The organism is Bacillus sp. PK5-006 (genome assembly GCF_054161415.1).
The window spans coordinates 3,669,632-3,686,872 of record NZ_CP096414.1 but is presented as its reverse complement, the minus strand read 5'-3'; the positions used below and the strand labels follow the sequence as shown (position 1 = coordinate 3,686,872).

18 protein-coding genes are annotated in these 17,241 nt (G+C 41.7%); all 18 read left to right on the top strand.

Annotated elements, in window-relative coordinates; genetic code table 11:
- The first annotated feature begins 21 nt into the window (after window positions 1-21).
- A complete protein-coding gene (locus M1D84_RS18815; protein ID WP_024425634.1) occupies window positions 22-789 on the top strand; it encodes a TatD family hydrolase in 768 nt (255 codons plus the stop codon).
- 244 nt (window positions 790-1,033) lie between these two features.
- Window positions 1,034-2,236, top strand: coding sequence for a G5 and 3D domain-containing protein (locus tag M1D84_RS18810; protein WP_044334281.1), 1,203 nt, complete (start codon window positions 1,034-1,036; stop codon window positions 2,234-2,236).
- Between the two features lie 161 nt (window positions 2,237-2,397).
- Window positions 2,398-2,958, top strand: coding sequence for a ribonuclease M5 (rnmV, locus tag M1D84_RS18805; RefSeq protein ID WP_017359323.1), 561 nt, complete (start codon window positions 2,398-2,400; stop codon window positions 2,956-2,958).
- Window positions 2,951-3,829: a 16S rRNA (adenine(1518)-N(6)/adenine(1519)-N(6))-dimethyltransferase RsmA gene (gene rsmA, locus M1D84_RS18800; RefSeq protein WP_024425636.1), complete on the top strand. Its 879-nt coding sequence runs from the start codon at window positions 2,951-2,953 to the stop codon at window positions 3,827-3,829. The genes rnmV and rsmA overlap by 8 nt, the downstream gene beginning before the upstream one ends.
- Window positions 3,830-3,943: 114 nt before the next feature.
- On the top strand, window positions 3,944-4,828 hold the full coding sequence (gene yabG / locus M1D84_RS18795; protein ID WP_024427198.1) for a sporulation peptidase YabG: 885 nt from the start codon (window positions 3,944-3,946) through the stop codon (window positions 4,826-4,828).
- 213 nt (window positions 4,829-5,041) lie between these two features.
- Window positions 5,042-5,299: a biofilm formation stimulator Veg gene (veg, locus tag M1D84_RS18790; RefSeq protein WP_024425637.1), complete on the top strand. Its 258-nt coding sequence runs from the start codon at window positions 5,042-5,044 to the stop codon at window positions 5,297-5,299.
- A gap of 163 nt (window positions 5,300-5,462) precedes the next feature.
- On the top strand, window positions 5,463-5,648 hold the full coding sequence (locus M1D84_RS18785; protein ID WP_017366434.1) for a small, acid-soluble spore protein, alpha/beta type: 186 nt from the start codon (window positions 5,463-5,465) through the stop codon (window positions 5,646-5,648).
- A gap of 146 nt (window positions 5,649-5,794) precedes the next feature.
- Entirely contained in the window at window positions 5,795-6,664 is an 870-nt protein-coding gene (gene ispE, locus M1D84_RS18780) for a 4-(cytidine 5'-diphospho)-2-C-methyl-D-erythritol kinase (protein WP_019743558.1), read from the top strand.
- 55 nt (window positions 6,665-6,719) lie between these two features.
- The gene (purR, locus tag M1D84_RS18775; protein ID WP_024425638.1) at window positions 6,720-7,553 is read left to right on the top strand and encodes a pur operon repressor; all 834 of its coding nucleotides are present in this window, start codon (window positions 6,720-6,722) and stop codon (window positions 7,551-7,553) included.
- Window positions 7,554-7,591: 38 nt separating this feature from the next.
- Window positions 7,592-7,969 carry a 2-iminobutanoate/2-iminopropanoate deaminase gene (gene ridA / locus M1D84_RS18770; RefSeq protein WP_024425639.1) on the top strand — a complete coding sequence of 126 codons (378 nt, stop codon included), beginning with the start codon at window positions 7,592-7,594 and terminating at the stop codon, window positions 7,967-7,969.
- A gap of 224 nt (window positions 7,970-8,193) precedes the next feature.
- Window positions 8,194-8,490: a septation regulator SpoVG gene (gene spoVG / locus M1D84_RS18765; RefSeq protein WP_008357439.1), complete on the top strand. Its 297-nt coding sequence runs from the start codon at window positions 8,194-8,196 to the stop codon at window positions 8,488-8,490.
- A 198-nt stretch (window positions 8,491-8,688) separates the two neighbouring features.
- Window positions 8,689-10,059: a bifunctional UDP-N-acetylglucosamine diphosphorylase/glucosamine-1-phosphate N-acetyltransferase GlmU gene (gene glmU / locus M1D84_RS18760; RefSeq protein ID WP_044334294.1), complete on the top strand. Its 1,371-nt coding sequence runs from the start codon at window positions 8,689-8,691 to the stop codon at window positions 10,057-10,059.
- Between the two features lie 27 nt (window positions 10,060-10,086).
- Window positions 10,087-11,040 (top strand): ribose-phosphate diphosphokinase, encoded by a 954-nt coding sequence (locus tag M1D84_RS18755; protein ID WP_024425641.1) that lies wholly within the window; start codon window positions 10,087-10,089, stop codon window positions 11,038-11,040.
- 138 nt (window positions 11,041-11,178) lie between these two features.
- A complete protein-coding gene (locus M1D84_RS18750) occupies window positions 11,179-11,805 on the top strand; it encodes a 50S ribosomal protein L25/general stress protein Ctc (protein ID WP_024425642.1) in 627 nt (208 codons plus the stop codon).
- 140 nt (window positions 11,806-11,945) lie between these two features.
- Complete coding sequence (gene pth, locus M1D84_RS18745) at window positions 11,946-12,512, top strand: aminoacyl-tRNA hydrolase (RefSeq protein ID WP_024425643.1); 567 nt, start codon at window positions 11,946-11,948, stop codon at window positions 12,510-12,512.
- A gap of 55 nt (window positions 12,513-12,567) precedes the next feature.
- Complete coding sequence (locus M1D84_RS18740; RefSeq protein ID WP_003217967.1) at window positions 12,568-12,798, top strand: anti-sigma-F factor Fin family protein; 231 nt, start codon at window positions 12,568-12,570, stop codon at window positions 12,796-12,798.
- Between the two features lie 68 nt (window positions 12,799-12,866).
- Entirely contained in the window at window positions 12,867-16,400 is a 3,534-nt protein-coding gene (gene mfd / locus M1D84_RS18735; RefSeq protein ID WP_041105720.1) for a transcription-repair coupling factor, read from the top strand.
- A gap of 139 nt (window positions 16,401-16,539) precedes the next feature.
- A complete protein-coding gene (gene spoVT / locus M1D84_RS18730) occupies window positions 16,540-17,076 on the top strand; it encodes a stage V sporulation protein T (protein WP_024427194.1) in 537 nt (178 codons plus the stop codon).
- Window positions 17,077-17,241: the final 165 nt, after the last annotated feature.

Below are 17,241 nucleotides of genomic sequence, written 5' to 3'. Positions count from 1 at the left end.
TGTCGAAAGGAGCAATCAACCATGTTATTTGATACACATGCCCACTTGAATGCAGAACAATACAATGAAGACTTAGAGCAGGTAATCGAAAGAGCGAAAAGCGAAAAAGTTGAGAAAATCGTGGTGGTAGGGTTTGACCGCCCGACAATTACCAGAGCGATGGAATTAATTGAAGAGTATGATTTCATATATGCAGCTATCGGCTGGCATCCAGTCGATGCTATTGATATGACAGATGAGGATTTGGCTTGGATCAAAGATTTATCTCAACACGAAAAAGTGGTTGCGATTGGTGAAATGGGTCTGGATTACTATTGGGACAAGTCGCCAAAAGATGTGCAAAAGGAAGTCTTTAGACGCCAAATTGCTCTTGCGAAGGAAGTGAAGCTTCCAATCGTTATTCATAATCGTGACGCAACGGAAGATGTCGTGACGATTTTAAAGGAAGAGGGAGCAGCTGAAGTTGGAGGTATTATGCACTGCTTTACTGGCAGTCTAGAAACTGCAAAAGCGTGTATGGAGATGAACTTTTATATTTCATTCGGTGGACCCGTGACATTTAAAAATGCCAAAAAGCCAAAGGAAGTTGTAAAGGAGATACCGAGTGACAAACTTTTGATTGAAACAGACTGCCCATACTTAACGCCAGTGCCATTTAGAGGGAAACGTAATGAGCCAAGCTATGTCAAATATATTGCAGAACAGATTGCGGAGCTGAGAGAAATCAGCTTTGAAGAGCTTGCTGAATTGACAACAAAAAATGCAAAAAAAGTTTTCCGTATAAACTGACAGTATATGATGTCAATCCTTGTTTAAGCTTGTCCAATTGTGAAACATAACGAAAAAGTTCTACACGTTTGCGCCTCCTCATAGGATAAGTTGTCGATAAGTCTTTCTTCCCTTCCTTCCATAAATCTCCCATAATAGGTTTACAATCGAGCATTTTTGTACAGTGGGTGGAAGGGTTGACAGGTTTTGAGATACTCTATATAATCTCTCCGAGGAGAAGGAGGCGTTTTTCATCGTACAAAAAATGAAAAATCTGTTTTCTGTGAAGCTAGGAAAAGGCAAGGTTTTATTACTAGTTGTTTGCTTGCTTTTAGCTGGAACTGGAACGGCTTACGGTGCGCATGAGCTCACTAAGCAGTCCATTACCATTTCAATCAATGGTAAAGAGAAGACAATTCGTACACATGAAGAGACAGTAGCTCAGCTGCTTTCAGACCTTGGCATAAGGACCAAGGCGGAGGATCATATCTCTCCAAGTCTAAATACAAAGATTCAAGACAACATGAACATTGTGTATGATGCGGCTATACCGGTTCATCTGACCCTGGACGGGAAAGAGAAAACGATATGGACAACAGATCAGACGGTTGGAGCATTATTGAAGAATGAGAAGATAGATATTGGGAAGCACGATCAAGTAACTCCTGGAAAGAATGACAAGTTAACAAAGGATATGAATCTTGTGGTTCAGCAGGCCTTTCAGGTCAGCTTAAATGATGGAGGAAAAGATAAAAAAGTGTGGACCACTTCGACTACGGTCGCTGACTTTTTAAAGCAACAAGAGCTAAAGCTCAAGAAGCACGATAAGATCAAGCCTGCGTTACATAGTAACCTTTCTAAAAAGAGCGCAGATATAAAGATCACTCGGGTGGAAAAAGTCACCGATGTAGTGGAAGAGAAAATTGCTTTTGATACCAAACATAAAAAGGATCATTCTCTTGAAAAAGGGAAAGAGAAGGTACTTAAAAAAGGTGAAGAAGGTAAATTGAAGAAGCACTATGCCATTGTGAAAGAAAACGGCAAAGTGGTGTCTAAAGAATTGATTAAAGAAGTGACCGAAAAAGATAGTAAGGACCGATTAGTGGCTATTGGTACACAAGTGGCCAAAAAGGAGCCTACAGCGTCCCCTGCGGTTTCACGAAGCAATGAATCGTCAGGAAAAGAATTTTATGTGGCGTCAACAGCCTATACAGCGAGCTGTGCTGGATGTACGGGCAGAACGTCTACAGGCTTTAATTTAAAAGCAAATCCGGGTGCAAAGGTCATAGCAGTTGATCCGAGTGTCATTCCGCTGGGCTCAAAAGTGTATGTGGAAGGCTATGGATATGCCGTTGCATCAGACACTGGATCTGCTATAAAAGGGAATAAAATTGATGTGTTCGTCCCAAGTAAGTCGGCAGCTTATCAATGGGGAAATAAACGAGTGAAAATTAGAGTACTCAAATAAACACATCAAATCATTTATATGAACAGAGGGCTTTGCGCACCCTCTGTTTTTTTGGTTATAATAGAAGCACTGTTTTCTAATTAATTAGACGCAAAAGCAGCATGAAAGGTTTCGTTTTTTTAACCAAAAAATGTAGATTGTTTTTGCAAGCGGAGGAATACATGAAAATCAAAGAAATCATTGTGGTGGAGGGTCGTGATGACACTGCCAGGGTGAAGATGGCGGTTGATGCAGATACGATCGAAACAAACGGATCCGCCATTGGCGATACAGTCATTCAACAAGTGCGTCTTGCGCAGGAGACGAGAGGGGTCATTATTTTAACAGATCCTGATTTTCCTGGTGAGAAGATCCGTAAAACCATCGCAGAGGCAGTTCCTGGCTGTAAGCACGCTTTTTTGCCAAAACATCTTGCGAAGGCGAAGCGGGATAAAGGAATTGGTGTCGAGCATGCTTCCTTGGACAGTATTCGGGAATGTCTTGCCCATGTCCATGAAGAAATGGAAGAATCGGAAAGTGACATTACATTAGACGACTTATTTGACGCAGGCCTTATCGGTGGCGAAGCATCGAAACGCCGCCGCGAACGACTAGGAGTGCTTTTAAATATAGGATATACCAATGCGAAGCAGCTGCAAAAGCGCCTTCACATGTTCCAAATAACCAAACATGATTTTATTGCGGCCTTAAAGACCGTCATGCAGGAGGAAGCCGATGAATAAAGATATTGCGACACCCGTCAGAACGAAGGAAATACTAAAGAAGTACGGTTTCTCTTTTAAAAAGAGCTTAGGGCAGAACTTCTTAATTGATACAAATATTTTAGATCGCATTGTCGATCACGCGGAGGTTACAGATGAGACCGGCGTCATTGAAATTGGGCCTGGTATCGGCGCATTGACAGAGCAGCTCGCTAAACGTGCAAAGAAAGTCACCGCTTTTGAAATCGATCAGCGTTTATTGCCTATTTTAAACGATACGCTTTCTCCATATGATAATGTCACGATCATTCATCAAGACGTATTAAAGGCGGATGTGAGAAAGGTCATCGAGGAAAATTTTGCTGACTGTAAAGAAGTGATGGTCGTAGCCAACCTTCCATATTACGTGACAACACCGATTATTATGAAATTGCTTGAAGAAAACCTTCCATTGAAAGGGATTGTGGTCATGCTGCAAAAAGAAGTAGCAGATCGTATGGCAGCTGTCCCTTCATCTAAGGAATACAATTCACTGTCTATCGCAGTTCAATTTTATACGGAAGCAAAAACGGTGATGGTTGTGCCTAAAACGGTTTTTGTTCCTCAGCCAAATGTTGATTCGGCTGTGATTAAGCTGACTGTTCGTGAAACGCCTGCTGTTTCAGTAGAAAATGATGCGTTTTTCTTTCAATTGATTCGAGCGAGCTTTGGCCAGCGCCGGAAAACATTGTTGAATAATTTGATGAATAATCTACCTGATGGAAAAAAACATAAAGCCATCATTGAAGAAGCACTTCAAACAGCAGATATTGATGGAAAGCGCCGCGGAGAATCATTATCCATTGAGGAATTTGCCCGTTTGTCGAATGTTTTACAAAAAGCCCTTTCGTAAGGGCTTTTTTCTTTTGTTTTTCACCACTTCAACTGTTCGGGCATAGGCTAGAAAGAACAGCACATATGAAAGACGATACCAACAGGATATGAGCCTGATTGTGGAGTGAACAGCATGCAATTTCAAATAGGAGATATGGTGACGAGGGCATCCTATCAAATGGATATTATGTTTCGAATCATTCGAATTGATGAGACAGATCAGCACGAAGCCACTGCCATATTGCATGGGAATGAAGTAAGGCTGATTGCTGATGCTAAGATGTCGGATCTCGTCTTAATTCAAAAAGAGGAGCAGCTGACAAGGGAGAAGGACGACGAACGGAAAATTAACGAATCGCTCGACTTACTAAGACAGGATTATCAGCTGCTGCGTGAAAAACAAGAGTATTATACTTCTGGACAATATCAGCATCAGGAGCAGTATTTTCACATGCCTGGAAAGGTCCTTCATTTAGATGGAGATGCTTCATACTTAAAGAAATGCTTAGATGTATATGAACGAATTGGTGTGCCTGTATATGGAGTGCATTGTCATGAGAAGAAAATGCCAAGCGTGATCGATTCGTTACTTGATCAATATCGGCCTGATATTTTGGTCATTACAGGGCATGATGCGTATTCCAAGCAAAAGGGCGGCGTAAATGATATCGGTGCCTATCGCCATTCTCGTCATTTCGTTGAGACGGTTCAAAAAGCAAGAAAGAAAATTCCTCATTTAGATCAGCTTGTGATCTTTGCAGGCGCCTGTCAATCTCATTTCGAATCATTGATCCAAGCAGGTGCCAATTTTGCAAGCTCACCTTCACGTGTGAACATCCATGCGCTCGATCCCGTCTATATCGTTGCGAAGATCAGCTTCACTCCATTTGTAGATCGAATCAACGTGTGGGATGTGCTTCGTAATACATTAACAAGAGAAAAAGGCCTTGGAGGCATCGAGACGAAGGGTGTTTTAAGGGTAGGTATGCCATATAAAAAAGACCATGAATCGACATAACCCGACTGATTTCAGTCTGGTTTTTTTTATGTGTAAAAAGAAATTTCAAACGGATACATAATTCACCGGAATTTGAGAAAAATAGGGAGGAGAAAAGGTAGAAGTTTGTCAAAATTATTTTGTTGACAATGGCTCGTGTTGGTTGATATAATTTAATTTTTATTTGACAAAAATGGGCCGTTGTTGTATAATTATCTCAGTGAGGTGGATGCAATGGCGAAGACTTTGTCCGACATCAAAAGATCGCTTGATGGTAACTTAGGTAAACGTTTGACGTTAAAGGCTAACGGAGGCCGCCGTAAAACAATTGAGCGTTCGGGCATTTTAGCTGAAACGTACCCTTCTGTATTTGTGATTCAATTAGATCAAGATGAGAATTCGTTTGAAAGAGTTTCTTACAGTTATGCAGATATACTGACTGAGACGGTCGAATTAACGTTCGATGATGCCGCTAGCTCAGTCGCCTATTAATGGGCAGTGAACTTCTTGTTTACTGCTTTTTGTTTTGCCTTTTTTTCTGAATGGGAGTCTGTCCATTTTTTGAAAGGGGTAAAAGAAAAGATTCGATACAAAATAAGAAAGCCACAAAAGCAGTGGCACTGATTCGAATTCTCGACTAAAGGGGCTGTTTCGTTTGGGTAGACGCCGAGGCATTATGTCAGATGAGTTCAAATACGAGCTGGCGAAGGATCTTGGATTTTATGATACCGTCAAAAATGGAGGCTGGGGAGAAATTCGTGCGCGTGACGCAGGGAATATGGTCAAACGTGCCATCGAATTAGCTCAGCAGCACATGGCTCAGGAAGAGAATCAACGATAGAAAAATGGTCAGGGATACCTCAGGTGTCTCTGGCTTTTTTTGTTGGAAAAGTCAGTGTGCTGGGCGTAAAAGCCAATATTCATCAGATCCATCAAATGTGATACAATATTGATACTTATGTTTAGATGGAGAAGTAGGTGAAATGTTTGCGTATTTTAGAAAAAGCACCGGCAAAAATTAATCTCTCACTTGATGTCCATGGAAAAAGACCGGATGGATATCACGAAGTAGAGATGGTGATGACAACAATAGACCTTGCAGATCGACTTGAGCTGACGGAGCTGGATAAAGATGAAATCCGTGTATCATCTCATAATCGATTTGTGCCAGATGATCAGCGTAACCTGGCTTATCAGGCGGCTAAATTACTCAAAACAAGGTTCGGTATTCAAAAAGGAGTATCGATTGTCATCACAAAAGCAATCCCTGTTGCAGCAGGTTTAGCTGGAGGCAGCAGTGATGCTGCAGCAGCACTTCGCGGTTTAAACCGTTTGTGGAAGTTAAATCTCACGTTAGATGAACTGGCTGAGCTTGGAGCGGAGATCGGCTCAGATGTGTCTTTTTGTGTACACGGAGGCACAGCACTAGCGACAGGACGTGGAGAAAAACTGAAGCATATCGCGACACCGCCGCATTGCTGGGTGATTTTAGCGAAGCCGGTGATTGGGGTATCTACAGCTGAAGTTTATAGACAATATGACGCAAGCAAAGTAGAACACCCAAATGTACAGCGTATGATTGAAGCCATTGAAGCGAAAGATTATAAAGAGATGTGCGGCTCACTCGGTAACGTTCTGGAGTCTGTGACATTAAAGATGTATCCGGAAGTAGATATGATCAAAAGACAGATGAAGCGTTTCGGTGCTGATGCTGTATTAATGAGTGGAAGCGGCCCAACGGTATTTGGCTTGATTCAATATGAATCGAAGGTACAAAGAATATATAACGGACTGAGAGGATTTTGTGATCAAGTATACGCTGTCCGCATGATCGGCGAACAAAATGCCCTTGATTAAATCCGTATATTAAGTTATATTATTCATAAATTATTCGGGTTCTGGGGGTAAGTTCATGAAGTTTCGTCGAAGCGGCAGATTGGTGGACTTAACAAATTATTTGTTAGCCCACCCGCACGTACTAGTACCTTTAACTTTTTTTGCAGAACGTTATCAATCTGCAAAGTCCTCCATTAGTGAAGACTTAACGATTATCAAACAGACCTTCGAACAGCAGGGAATAGGCACATTGCTCACTGTACCTGGCGCTGCTGGCGGAGTGAAATATATTCCAAAAATACACCTAAAAGAAGCAGATGACGTAGTAAACGATATCGGAGAGGCATTATCAACTCCTGAACGTGTACTTCCTGGCGGTTATTTATATTTAACCGATGTTTTAGGCAATCCATCGATTCTTGCGAAAATCGGTAAGCTGTTTGCGACCATCTTTGCGGACCGTGCGATTGATGTCGTCATGACCGTTGCGACAAAAGGTATTCCGATTGCCTATTCTGTTGCGGGTTATTTAAATGTGCCTGTTGTGATCGTTAGAAAAGATAATAAGGTAACCGAAGGATCAACTGTCAGTATTAATTATGCGTCAGGTTCTTCTAACCGAATTCAAACCATGTCCCTTGCAAAGCGAAGCTTAGATAAAGGCTCCAATGTGTTGATCATTGATGACTTTATGAAAGCGGGCGGAACCATTAACGGCATGATGAATTTGCTTGAGGAATTTAATGCAAATGTTGCAGGGATCGGTGTTCTTTTAGAAGATGAAGGCGTAGATGAACGTCTTGTCGATGAATATGTCTCGTTGTTAAAGCTTTCTACCATTGATATGAAGCAAAAAATCATTGAGATCAATGAAGGCAATTTCCACGAGTTTTTTCATTCGAAAGCGTAAGCTTTGATTAAACATGTATTTGAATGGGAGAGATTGATATGACAAAAGTTGTTCAAACCAAACATGCACCAGCAGCCATTGGACCTTACTCTCAAGGAATTATTGTCAATAACATGTTTTACAGCTCAGGGCAAATTCCATTAACCCCAGCTGGAGATTTTGTAAATGGAGATATTAAAGAACAAACACATCAAGTATTCCGTAATCTTGAGGCTGTACTTGAAGCAGCAGGTGCTTCCTTTGAAACAGTCGTGAAAGCAACTGTTTTCATTAAAGATATGGAACAATTCGCTGAAGTGAATGAAGTGTACGGTGAGTATTTCCATACACATAAACCAGCTCGTTCATGCGTGGAAGTGGCAAGACTTCCAAAGGATGCGCTTGTAGAAATAGAAGTAGTTGCATTAGTAAAATAAACAGGCACTCTCAATGAAAGCCGTTTGGTTTCATCATATGCAGGGAAAGACATCATCATGATGTCTTTTTTTATGCTGAGAATGTAAGCGCCGTCACGAATATGACAAATAATGTATAAATATCCCGATATTTCAAAAAAAGTTTAAAAAAAGAGCAGGAGAATCACCACGATCGTTGAATACCTAAGTAATGCTTTTATATTGGGAAAAGGTGGTGAACTACTGTGGAAGTTACTGACGTAAGATTACGCCGCGTGAATACCGATGGTCGCATGAGGGCGATTGCATCCATCACGCTGGACCACGAATTTGTTGTTCATGATATTCGTGTGATTGATGGAAACAATGGGTTGTTTGTAGCAATGCCTAGCAAACGCACGCCTGATGGAGAGTTTCGCGATATTGCACATCCAATTAATTCAAGCACTCGGGGTAAAATCCAAGATGCTGTATTAAATGAATATCATCGCTTAGGCGAAGAGGAAGAAACAATTGAATATGAAGAAGCTGGAGCTTCTTAATCATATGTGAACCTAAAAAGGCGGCTTTAAGAGAAAATGAATGTTTTCTTTTAAATGCTGTCTTTTTTGCGTTCTTTCTCTTGTTTCTTAAGTCTTTCATTTGTTAGAAAATTATTGTACTTCCTTATGTATCCTTGAAATCAGTCTTTATTTAGGATATATTTTTCTATGGATAATAGGGATATTGGAGGCCAATCAATGGATAAGCGGTTCGCAGTGATTTTAGCAGCGGGAAAAGGAACGAGAATGAAGTCAAAGCTATATAAAGTACTTCATCCAGTTTGCGGAAAGCCAATGGTCGAGCATGTGGCAGATGAAGCGTTAAAGCTTTCTTTAGCCAAGCTAGTGACGATTGTCGGTCATGGTGCAGAGGACGTGAAAGAGCAGCTTGGAGACAGAAGTGAGTATGCACTTCAAGAAGAACAGCTGGGAACAGCCCATGCCGTCAAACAAGCAAAGTCGTTCCTCGCGCAGGAAAAGGGAACAACCATTGTCATTTGTGGTGATACGCCATTATTGACAGCGGAAACAATGGAAGCCATGTTAAGCGAGCATCAAAAACATCAAGCGAAAGTCACTATTTTAACAGCACATGCGGATGATCCGACAGGCTATGGCCGTATTATTCGTGACGAAACAGGTGCTGTCGTGAAAATTGTGGAGCATAAAGATGCGAACGATGCAGAGCGTCAAGTGAATGAAATTAATACAGGGACTTATTGCTTTTCAAATGAAGATCTCTTCCGTGTGATTGAGCAAGTGTCGAATGAAAATGCACAGGGTGAATACTACTTGCCAGACGTTATTGAAATTCTAAAAAATGAAGGGCAAACAGTTGCAGCTTATCAAACACCGCATTTTGAAGAAACACTTGGAGTTAATGACCGTATCGCTCTATCACAAGCAGAGCAATTCATGAAGCGACGTATTAATCATCAGCATATGAAGAATGGTGTGACCTTGATTGATCCTGAGAACACGTATATTTCGCCAGATGCTGTCATCGGTGAAGATACAGTTATTTATCCTGGGACGGTCATCAAAGGGAATGTAAAAATCGGTGCAGACGCCACTATTGGGCCAAACACTGAAGTTGTTGACAGCATCATCGGAGATCGAACAGTCATTAAGCAATCTGTCGTCTGCGATAGTGAGGTTGGAGTTGATGTGACAATTGGACCGTTTGCTCATATTCGCCCGTTGTCGAAAATTGGCGATGAAGTAAAAATCGGGAATTTTGTCGAAATCAAGAAAACAGTTTTCGGAGACCGCAGCAAAGCATCTCATCTAAGCTACATTGGAGACGCAGAGGTCGGAACTGATGTAAACCTTGGCTGTGGTTCCATTACAGTCAACTATGATGGGAAAAACAAATTCTTAACGAAGATTGAAGACGGCGCATTTATTGGCTGTAATTCAAATCTAGTTGCACCAGTCACTGTCGGAAAAGGGGCATATGTTGCAGCCGGTTCAACGGTTACAGAAGATGTACCGCAGGATGCATTGTCTATTGCTAGAGCAAGACAAGTCAATAAAGAAGATTATGTGAAAAATATTCATAAAAAATAATCCAAATACCCGGAGGTTTACCATACCATGTCTAATCGTTATGCTGATGCGAATTTAAAGATATTCTCTTTGAATTCAAACCCTGAACTTGCCAAAGAAATTGCCGATCGTATCGGAGTTGATGTAGGAAAGAGCTCTGTTAAACGTTTTAGTGACGGTGAAGTCCAAATCAATATTGAAGAAAGTATCCGCGGCTGTGATTGTTATGTCATTCAATCAACAAGTGCGCCAGTCAATGAGCATATTATGGAACTGCTCATTATGGTGGATGCGCTAAAACGCGCTTCAGCGAAAACTGTCAATATTGTGATCCCTTATTACGGATATGCACGTCAAGATCGTAAGGCAAAACCTCGTGAGCCAATCACTGCGAAGCTTTTTGCGAACTTGCTTGAAACAGCAGGTGCTACACGTGTGATTGCGCTTGATCTTCATGCGCCGCAAATCCAAGGTTTCTTCGATATTCCAATCGATAACTTAATGGCTGTGCCAATCTTAACAAACTATTTCGAACAGAAGAACTTGAATGATATCGTTGTTGTGTCTCCTGACCACGGTGGTGTGACACGTGCGCGTAAAATGGCAGACCGCCTGAAAGCGCCAATCGCAATTATCGACAAACGCCGTCCAAAGCCAAACGTTGCTGAAGTCATGAACATTATTGGTAACATTGAAGGCAAAACGGCGATTCTGATCGATGATATCATTGATACAGCTGGTACTATTACACTTGCAGCAAATGCGCTAGTCGAAAATGGAGCAGCTGAAGTATATGCTTGTTGTACGCACCCAGTATTGTCTGGACCAGCAGTAGAACGTATCACAAACTCTAAAATTAAAGAATTGGTTGTGACAAACAGTATTCAATTAACTGATGACAAGAAAGTTGGAAAATTCATTCCGCTTTCGGTTGGGCCTTTGCTTGCAGAAGCCATCATCCGTGTACATGAAGAAGAATCTGTGAGCTACCTTTTCAGCTAATTTTCTGATTAAAAAAGGCCCTAGGCATCAAGCTTGGGGTCTTTTTGCTATCATCATTCACGGCAAATAGGTTTAAAATGATTCGGTTATGGGTAATTATGAGAGTAGTGACAAAAAAGAAATAGGATGGTGCTGAATATGGCAACTTTAAAAGCAAATAAAAGAACTGATTTCAAACGTTCCACACTGCAAAAAATCCGTCATTCAGGACACGTTCCTGGTGTCATATACGGAAAAAATACAGACAGCCTGGCTGTTTCATTAGACAGCATCGATTTATTAAAGACCTTACGTGATGAAGGGAAGAATACAATTATCACCTTAGATGTGGGTGGTGAAACGAAATCTGTGATGGTGACAGAATTACAAACAGATCCGTTGAAAAACGAGCTTGTCCATGCTGATTTCCAAGTCGTTGACTTACAGCGTGAAATTGAGGCAGATGTGCCAATACAGCTGATTGGCGAGTCTAAAGGGGTAAAAGATGGCGGTGTGCTTCAGCAGCCACTATTTGAACTATCTGTTACAGCGAAACCAAAAGATATCCCGCAGAATATTGAAGCTGATATTACAAACTTAGAAGTCAATGATGTCTTAACAGTTGCTGATCTGCCTGTTCAGTCATCTTATCAAATCAATAACGATCCAGAAGAAGTCGTTGCCTCCATTCTGCCGCCTCAGCAATCAGAGGTTCCTGAGCCGGATAGCGAAGAAGAGCCGCAAGAGCCTGAGGCCATTAAAGAAAAGGATGACGATGGAGAATAACTGGTCATTTAAAGACGTAACCCTCCCGCGGTTGCGTCTTTTGTGCTAGAATGAAAAGAATTCATACGTTTTTACATGAGGCAATCTGATTGGCTCATTTTTTAGGCGTGTGCTGTGTGACAAAGGAGGTTATTGGTTTCATGATTGCATTCGTTGGATTAGGCAATCCAGGAAAAGAATATGAAAAAACAAGACATAATGTCGGGTTTATGACAATAGATGAATTATCGAAAAAATGGGACATTCCTTTAAATCAATCAAAATTCCATGGACAATTTGGAACTGGGTTTGTTTCGGGGCAAAAGGTTCTACTTGTAAAGCCGCTTACATATATGAACTTATCAGGAGAATGTGTGCGTCCGCTGATGGACTATTACGATATTCCCCTCGAACATTTGAAAGTGATTTATGATGATCTTGATTTGCCAACTGGCCGGATTCGCTTACGTACAAAAGGAAGTGCAGGCGGGCATAATGGAATCAAATCATTGATTCAGCATTTAGGTTCACCTGAATTTGACCGATTCCGTATCGGCATTGGACGTCCTCAAAACGGCATGAAGGTCGTTGATTACGTACTAGGGCGTTTCTCAGAAGAAGAACAGCCTGACATCGCATCAGCCATTCAATCGTCTGTCGAGGCTTGTGAAGCGGCTTTAAAAAAGCCGTTTTTAGAAGTGATGAATGATTTTAACAAGAAGGTATAAGAATGATAAGCGAAGCACATACTGATCATAAAATCTCAGCATGGGAGGATCACGTATGGCTTTGCATTATTACTGCCGCCACTGTGGTGTAAAGGTTGGCAGTCTAGATGAATCCGCTGTCCAAAGTGAAGCACTTGGATTTCATCACTTAACAAATGAGGAAAGAAACGATATGATTTCTTATAGGGAAAATGGTGATTTACATGTACAAACCATTTGTGAGGATTGCCAAGAGGCGCTCGAAAGAAATCCTGATTACCATCAGTATCATACTTTTATTCAATAAAAAAGCTTTGGTGTAGATATTAGACCAAAGCGTTTTTCTGTTTTAAACAAACAGGGAGGAGGAGCCAAATGAAAAACATACAATCATTTATCAAACAAAGTGATGATTTTCAGTCCATTTTTAATGGGCTAAAGGAAGGGTTAAAAGAACAGCTGCTTGCCGGACTATCAGGCTCCGTCAGATCTTTATTTACAGCCGCGATATCAGACGAACTGAAGCGGCCAATGTTTATTGTGACTCACAATTTATATCAGGCGCAGAAGGTAACAGATGATCTAGCAAGTGTGATGCCGGATCGCTCGGTCCTTCTTTATCCTGTCAATGAACTCATCGCTTCAGAAATTGCAGTGGCCAGTCCTGAACTGAGAGCACAGCGTTTGGATGTCTTGAATCGACTTGCGAATGGAGAAAACCCCATTATCGTCACTCCCGCTGCTGCGGTGCGCAGGATGCTTCCGCCAGTTGAGCTCTGGAAGGAGAGTCAGATCCATTTAAAGATCGGTGAAGAAATTGATTTGGAGGCGTTTTCAAAACAGCTCGTACAAATTGGTTATGACCGGACGTCGATGGTTGCAGCGCCCGGAGATTTTAGTGTGCGCGGAGGAATTATCGACATCTATGCGTTAACGGAAGACCATCCAATCCGTATTGAACTGTTTGATACAGAAGTAGACTCGATTCGAACGTTTCATTCAGATACACAGCGTTCATTAGAAACCCTTCAAGAAATCAAAATAGGTCCTGCAAAAGAGTTAATTGTGAGAGGTCCTGAACGAGTGAGAGCCATTGAACAGCTTGATCAAGGGCTGGCGAAGAGCTTAAAGAAATTCAACTCAGATCAGCAAAAAGAACTGCTTCATCAAAATATATCTGCTGATCGCGAGAAGCTGCTAGAAGGCATCGTGACACAGGAAATGACGAAGTACTTGTCCTATTTCTATGAAAAGCCTGCTAGTTTGCTAGATTACACATCGCAGGATACGATTATTATTTTAGATGAAATCAGCAGAATTCAGGAGATGGAAGAACAGCTTGAACAGGAAGAAGCCGATTGGACAATTAGTCTGCTTGAAGAAGGCAATATTCTTCATGATTTATCTCTATCTTTCCCGTTCCAAGAACTGATCAATCAGCAATCGAGATCCATTCTGTACTACTCTTTGTTCCTGAGACATGTCCAGCAGACAAATCCGCAAAATATCGTCAATGTATCTAGTAAGCAAATGCAGAATTTCCACGGACAGATGAATGTGCTGGCGAGTGAAATTGAACGCTATAAAAAACAGCAATACACGGTTGTCTTCTTAGGTGCGGATGAAGAGCGGACAGAAAAGCTGTCGTCTGTTCTGCATGATTATGACATTGAAGCCGCTCTTGCTAAACCGGACGCTGAGCTTGTGAGCGGACAGGTGTATATTTTGCAAGGTGAGCTGCAAACAGGCTTTGAACTGCCGTTATCAAAAATTGCTGTGATCACAGAAGGTGAACTCTTCAAGAAACGTGTGAAAAAACAGGCGCGTAAGCAAAAGCTGACCAATGCAGAGCGGATCAAGAGCTATTCAGAGCTTCAAGTCGGCGATTATGTGGTGCACATTAACCACGGGATCGGTAAATATTTAGGAATTGAAACGCTTGAAATCGGCGGCATTCATAAAGATTATTTAAATATTCATTATCAAGGAAGCGACAAGCTTTATGTACCGGTTGAACAAATTGATCAGGTGCAGAAATATGTAGGATCAGAAGGTAAAGAACCAAAGCTGTACAAACTAGGCGGCAGCGATTGGAAACGCGTGAAGAAAAAAGTTGAAACATCTGTACAGGACATCGCAGATGATCTGATTAAACTGTACGCAGAACGCGAGGCAAGCAAAGGATATGCTTTCTCGCCTGATCATGAGATGCAGCGCCAGTTTGAATCTGCGTTCCCTTATCAGGAAACAGATGATCAAATCCGTTCGATTCACGAAATTAAACAGGATATGGAGCGGGAACGTCCAATGGACCGTCTGCTTTGTGGAGATGTGGGTTACGGAAAAACGGAGGTGGCTATTCGTGCGGCCTTTAAAGCGATTGCTGACGGGAAGCAGGTAGCCCTGCTTGTTCCGACAACCATCTTAGCACAGCAGCATTTTGACACAATCATGGACCGATTCCAAGACTACCCTGTCAAAATTGCGCAGCTGAGCCGTTTCCGTACAAGAAAAGAAACAACTGAAACGTTAAAAGGGCTGAAAAACGGAACGATTGATATGGTCATCGGCACACACCGTCTTCTTTCAAAAGACATCGTCTACAAGGATTTAGGACTGTTAATCATAGATGAGGAACAGCGTTTTGGTGTGACGCATAAAGAGAAAATTAAACAGATGAAAGCCAATATCGACGTACTGACATTAACGGCTACGCCAATTCCGCGTACGCTTCATATGTCCATGCTTGGCGTGCGGGATTTATCGGTTATTGAAACACCGCCTGAAAACCGATTCCCTGTTCAAACCTATGTGGTCGAGTACAATGGTGCTTTAGTCAGAGAAGCGATTGAGCGAGAATTAGCACGCGGCGGTCAAGTGTACTTCCTTTACAACCGTGTTGAGGATATTGAACGAAAAGCAGATGAAATCTCCATGCTAGTCCCAGACGCAAAAGTCAGTTATGCGCACGGGAAAATGAGTGAGAACGAGCTGGAATCAGTGATGATCAATTTCCTTGAAGGTGAATCAGATGTATTGGTCAGTACCACCATCATTGAAACGGGAGTCGATATTCCAAATGTGAACACACTCATCGTCCACGATGCCGATAAAATGGGGCTTTCTCAGCTGTACCAGCTAAGAGGACGAGTCGGGCGTTCGAACCGTGTTGCTTATGCTTATTTCACGTATCGAAAAGATAAAGTTCTTTCTGAAGTTGCGGAGAAAAGACTTCAAGCTATTAAAGAATTCACAGAGCTCGGATCTGGGTTTAAAATTGCGATGCGTGATTTAACAATTCGAGGAGCAGGAAACTTACTTGGTGCTCAGCAGCATGGCTTCATTGATTCAGTTGGATTCGACCTCTATTCTCAAATGCTGAAAGAAGCCATTGAGGAAAGAAGAGGCGATACAACGGCTCAAGATAAATTCGAGCCAGAAATTGATCTGCAAATTGATGCTTACATCCCAGACACTTATATTTCGGATGGCAAGCAAAAGATTGAAATGTATAAACAGTTCAGAGCAATTGGATCGATTGAAGAGAGAAAAGAGCTTCAGGATGAAATGATCGACCGATTTGGTGAATATCCGCAAGAAGTGGCAGACTTGTTTACGATTGCGACAATGAAGGTGTACGCTGTCCAGGAACGTGTCGAGCTGATCAAGATGGAGAAAGGCATTGTCAGAATGACTCTTGATGAGAAAGCAAGCAGTGAAATCGACGGTCAAAAATTATTTGAGCTCGGCAGTAAATATGGACGTGAAATCGGGTTAGGAATGGAAGGCAGCAAGCTGATTATTTCTGTCCAAACGAAAGGCAAGAAGACCGAGGAATGGCTTGAGGTTGTTCTTAACATGCTTCGAGGCCTTCAAGATGTGAAAAAAGAAACCATTCCATCTTCATAAAATTTTGTTTGTCTCTCGTGTATATTACGTTTGATGTGACGGATACTAAACTCAGGGTCAAGTGGTGAATGTTGCATAAAGTGGACGCTTTTGTTCCATTCACCCAACACATCATCAAACGAAAGAGAGGCAGCAGTGAATGAAAGCAACTGGAATTGTACGCCGCATCGATGATTTAGGTAGAGTGGTTATTCCGAAGGAGATTCGCAGAACATTGCGCATCCGGGAAGGAGATCCGCTTGAGATTTTCGTCGACCGCGATGGAGAAGTGATTTTGAAGAAGTATTCGCCGATTAGTGAGCTAGGAGACTTTGCGAAGGAATATGCTGATGCATTATTCGACAGTTTGGGTCATTCCATCCTGATCTGTGATCGAGATACGTATATTGCTGTATCCGGCAGTTCGAAAAAAGAGTACTTGAACAAATCCATCAGTGATTTACTTGAACGAACAATGGATCAGCGTAATTCTGTGTTAGAAGAAAATAAAAAAGAAATTCAACTTGTCGATGGTATTGATGATGACGTATCTGCTTATACCATTGCACCTATTGTTGCGAACGGAGATCCAATTGGCGCCGTCGTCTTATTTTCTAAAGAGCGTTCAATGGGAGAAGTGGAGCATAAAGCGGCAGAAACGGCAGCTGGCTTCTTAGCCCGTCAAATGGAACATTAGGTCTAATAACTCTATATCATCTTGATAAAATGAAAGAATGCCGATGAAATCATTTGATTTTGTCGGTTTTTTATATGGGATGAAACAAAACGAGACATGTGCCGTCTACTCCTTAGAAAGAAACGTCTTTTCATTCACGTATGTTATAATGAGTGCGTTTAACTG

Coding starts and splice junctions, on each gene's coding strand:
- M1D84_RS18815 (WP_024425634.1), top strand. CDS start 22: ATGTTATTTGATACACATGCCCACTTGAATGCAGAACAATACAATGAA.
- M1D84_RS18810 (WP_044334281.1), top strand. CDS start 1,034: ATGAAAAATCTGTTTTCTGTGAAGCTAGGAAAAGGCAAGGTTTTATTA.
- rnmV (WP_017359323.1), top strand. CDS start 2,398: ATGAAAATCAAAGAAATCATTGTGGTGGAGGGTCGTGATGACACTGCC.
- rsmA (WP_024425636.1), top strand. CDS start 2,951: ATGAATAAAGATATTGCGACACCCGTCAGAACGAAGGAAATACTAAAG.
- yabG (WP_024427198.1), top strand. CDS start 3,944: ATGCAATTTCAAATAGGAGATATGGTGACGAGGGCATCCTATCAAATG.
- veg (WP_024425637.1), top strand. CDS start 5,042: ATGGCGAAGACTTTGTCCGACATCAAAAGATCGCTTGATGGTAACTTA.
- purR (WP_024425638.1), top strand. CDS start 6,720: ATGAAGTTTCGTCGAAGCGGCAGATTGGTGGACTTAACAAATTATTTG.
- ridA (WP_024425639.1), top strand. CDS start 7,592: ATGACAAAAGTTGTTCAAACCAAACATGCACCAGCAGCCATTGGACCT.
- glmU (WP_044334294.1), top strand. CDS start 8,689: ATGGATAAGCGGTTCGCAGTGATTTTAGCAGCGGGAAAAGGAACGAGA.
- M1D84_RS18755 (WP_024425641.1), top strand. CDS start 10,087: ATGTCTAATCGTTATGCTGATGCGAATTTAAAGATATTCTCTTTGAAT.
- M1D84_RS18750 (WP_024425642.1), top strand. CDS start 11,179: ATGGCAACTTTAAAAGCAAATAAAAGAACTGATTTCAAACGTTCCACA.
- pth (WP_024425643.1), top strand. CDS start 11,946: ATGATTGCATTCGTTGGATTAGGCAATCCAGGAAAAGAATATGAAAAA.
- M1D84_RS18740 (WP_003217967.1), top strand. CDS start 12,568: ATGGCTTTGCATTATTACTGCCGCCACTGTGGTGTAAAGGTTGGCAGT.
- mfd (WP_041105720.1), top strand. CDS start 12,867: ATGAAAAACATACAATCATTTATCAAACAAAGTGATGATTTTCAGTCC.
- spoVT (WP_024427194.1), top strand. CDS start 16,540: ATGAAAGCAACTGGAATTGTACGCCGCATCGATGATTTAGGTAGAGTG.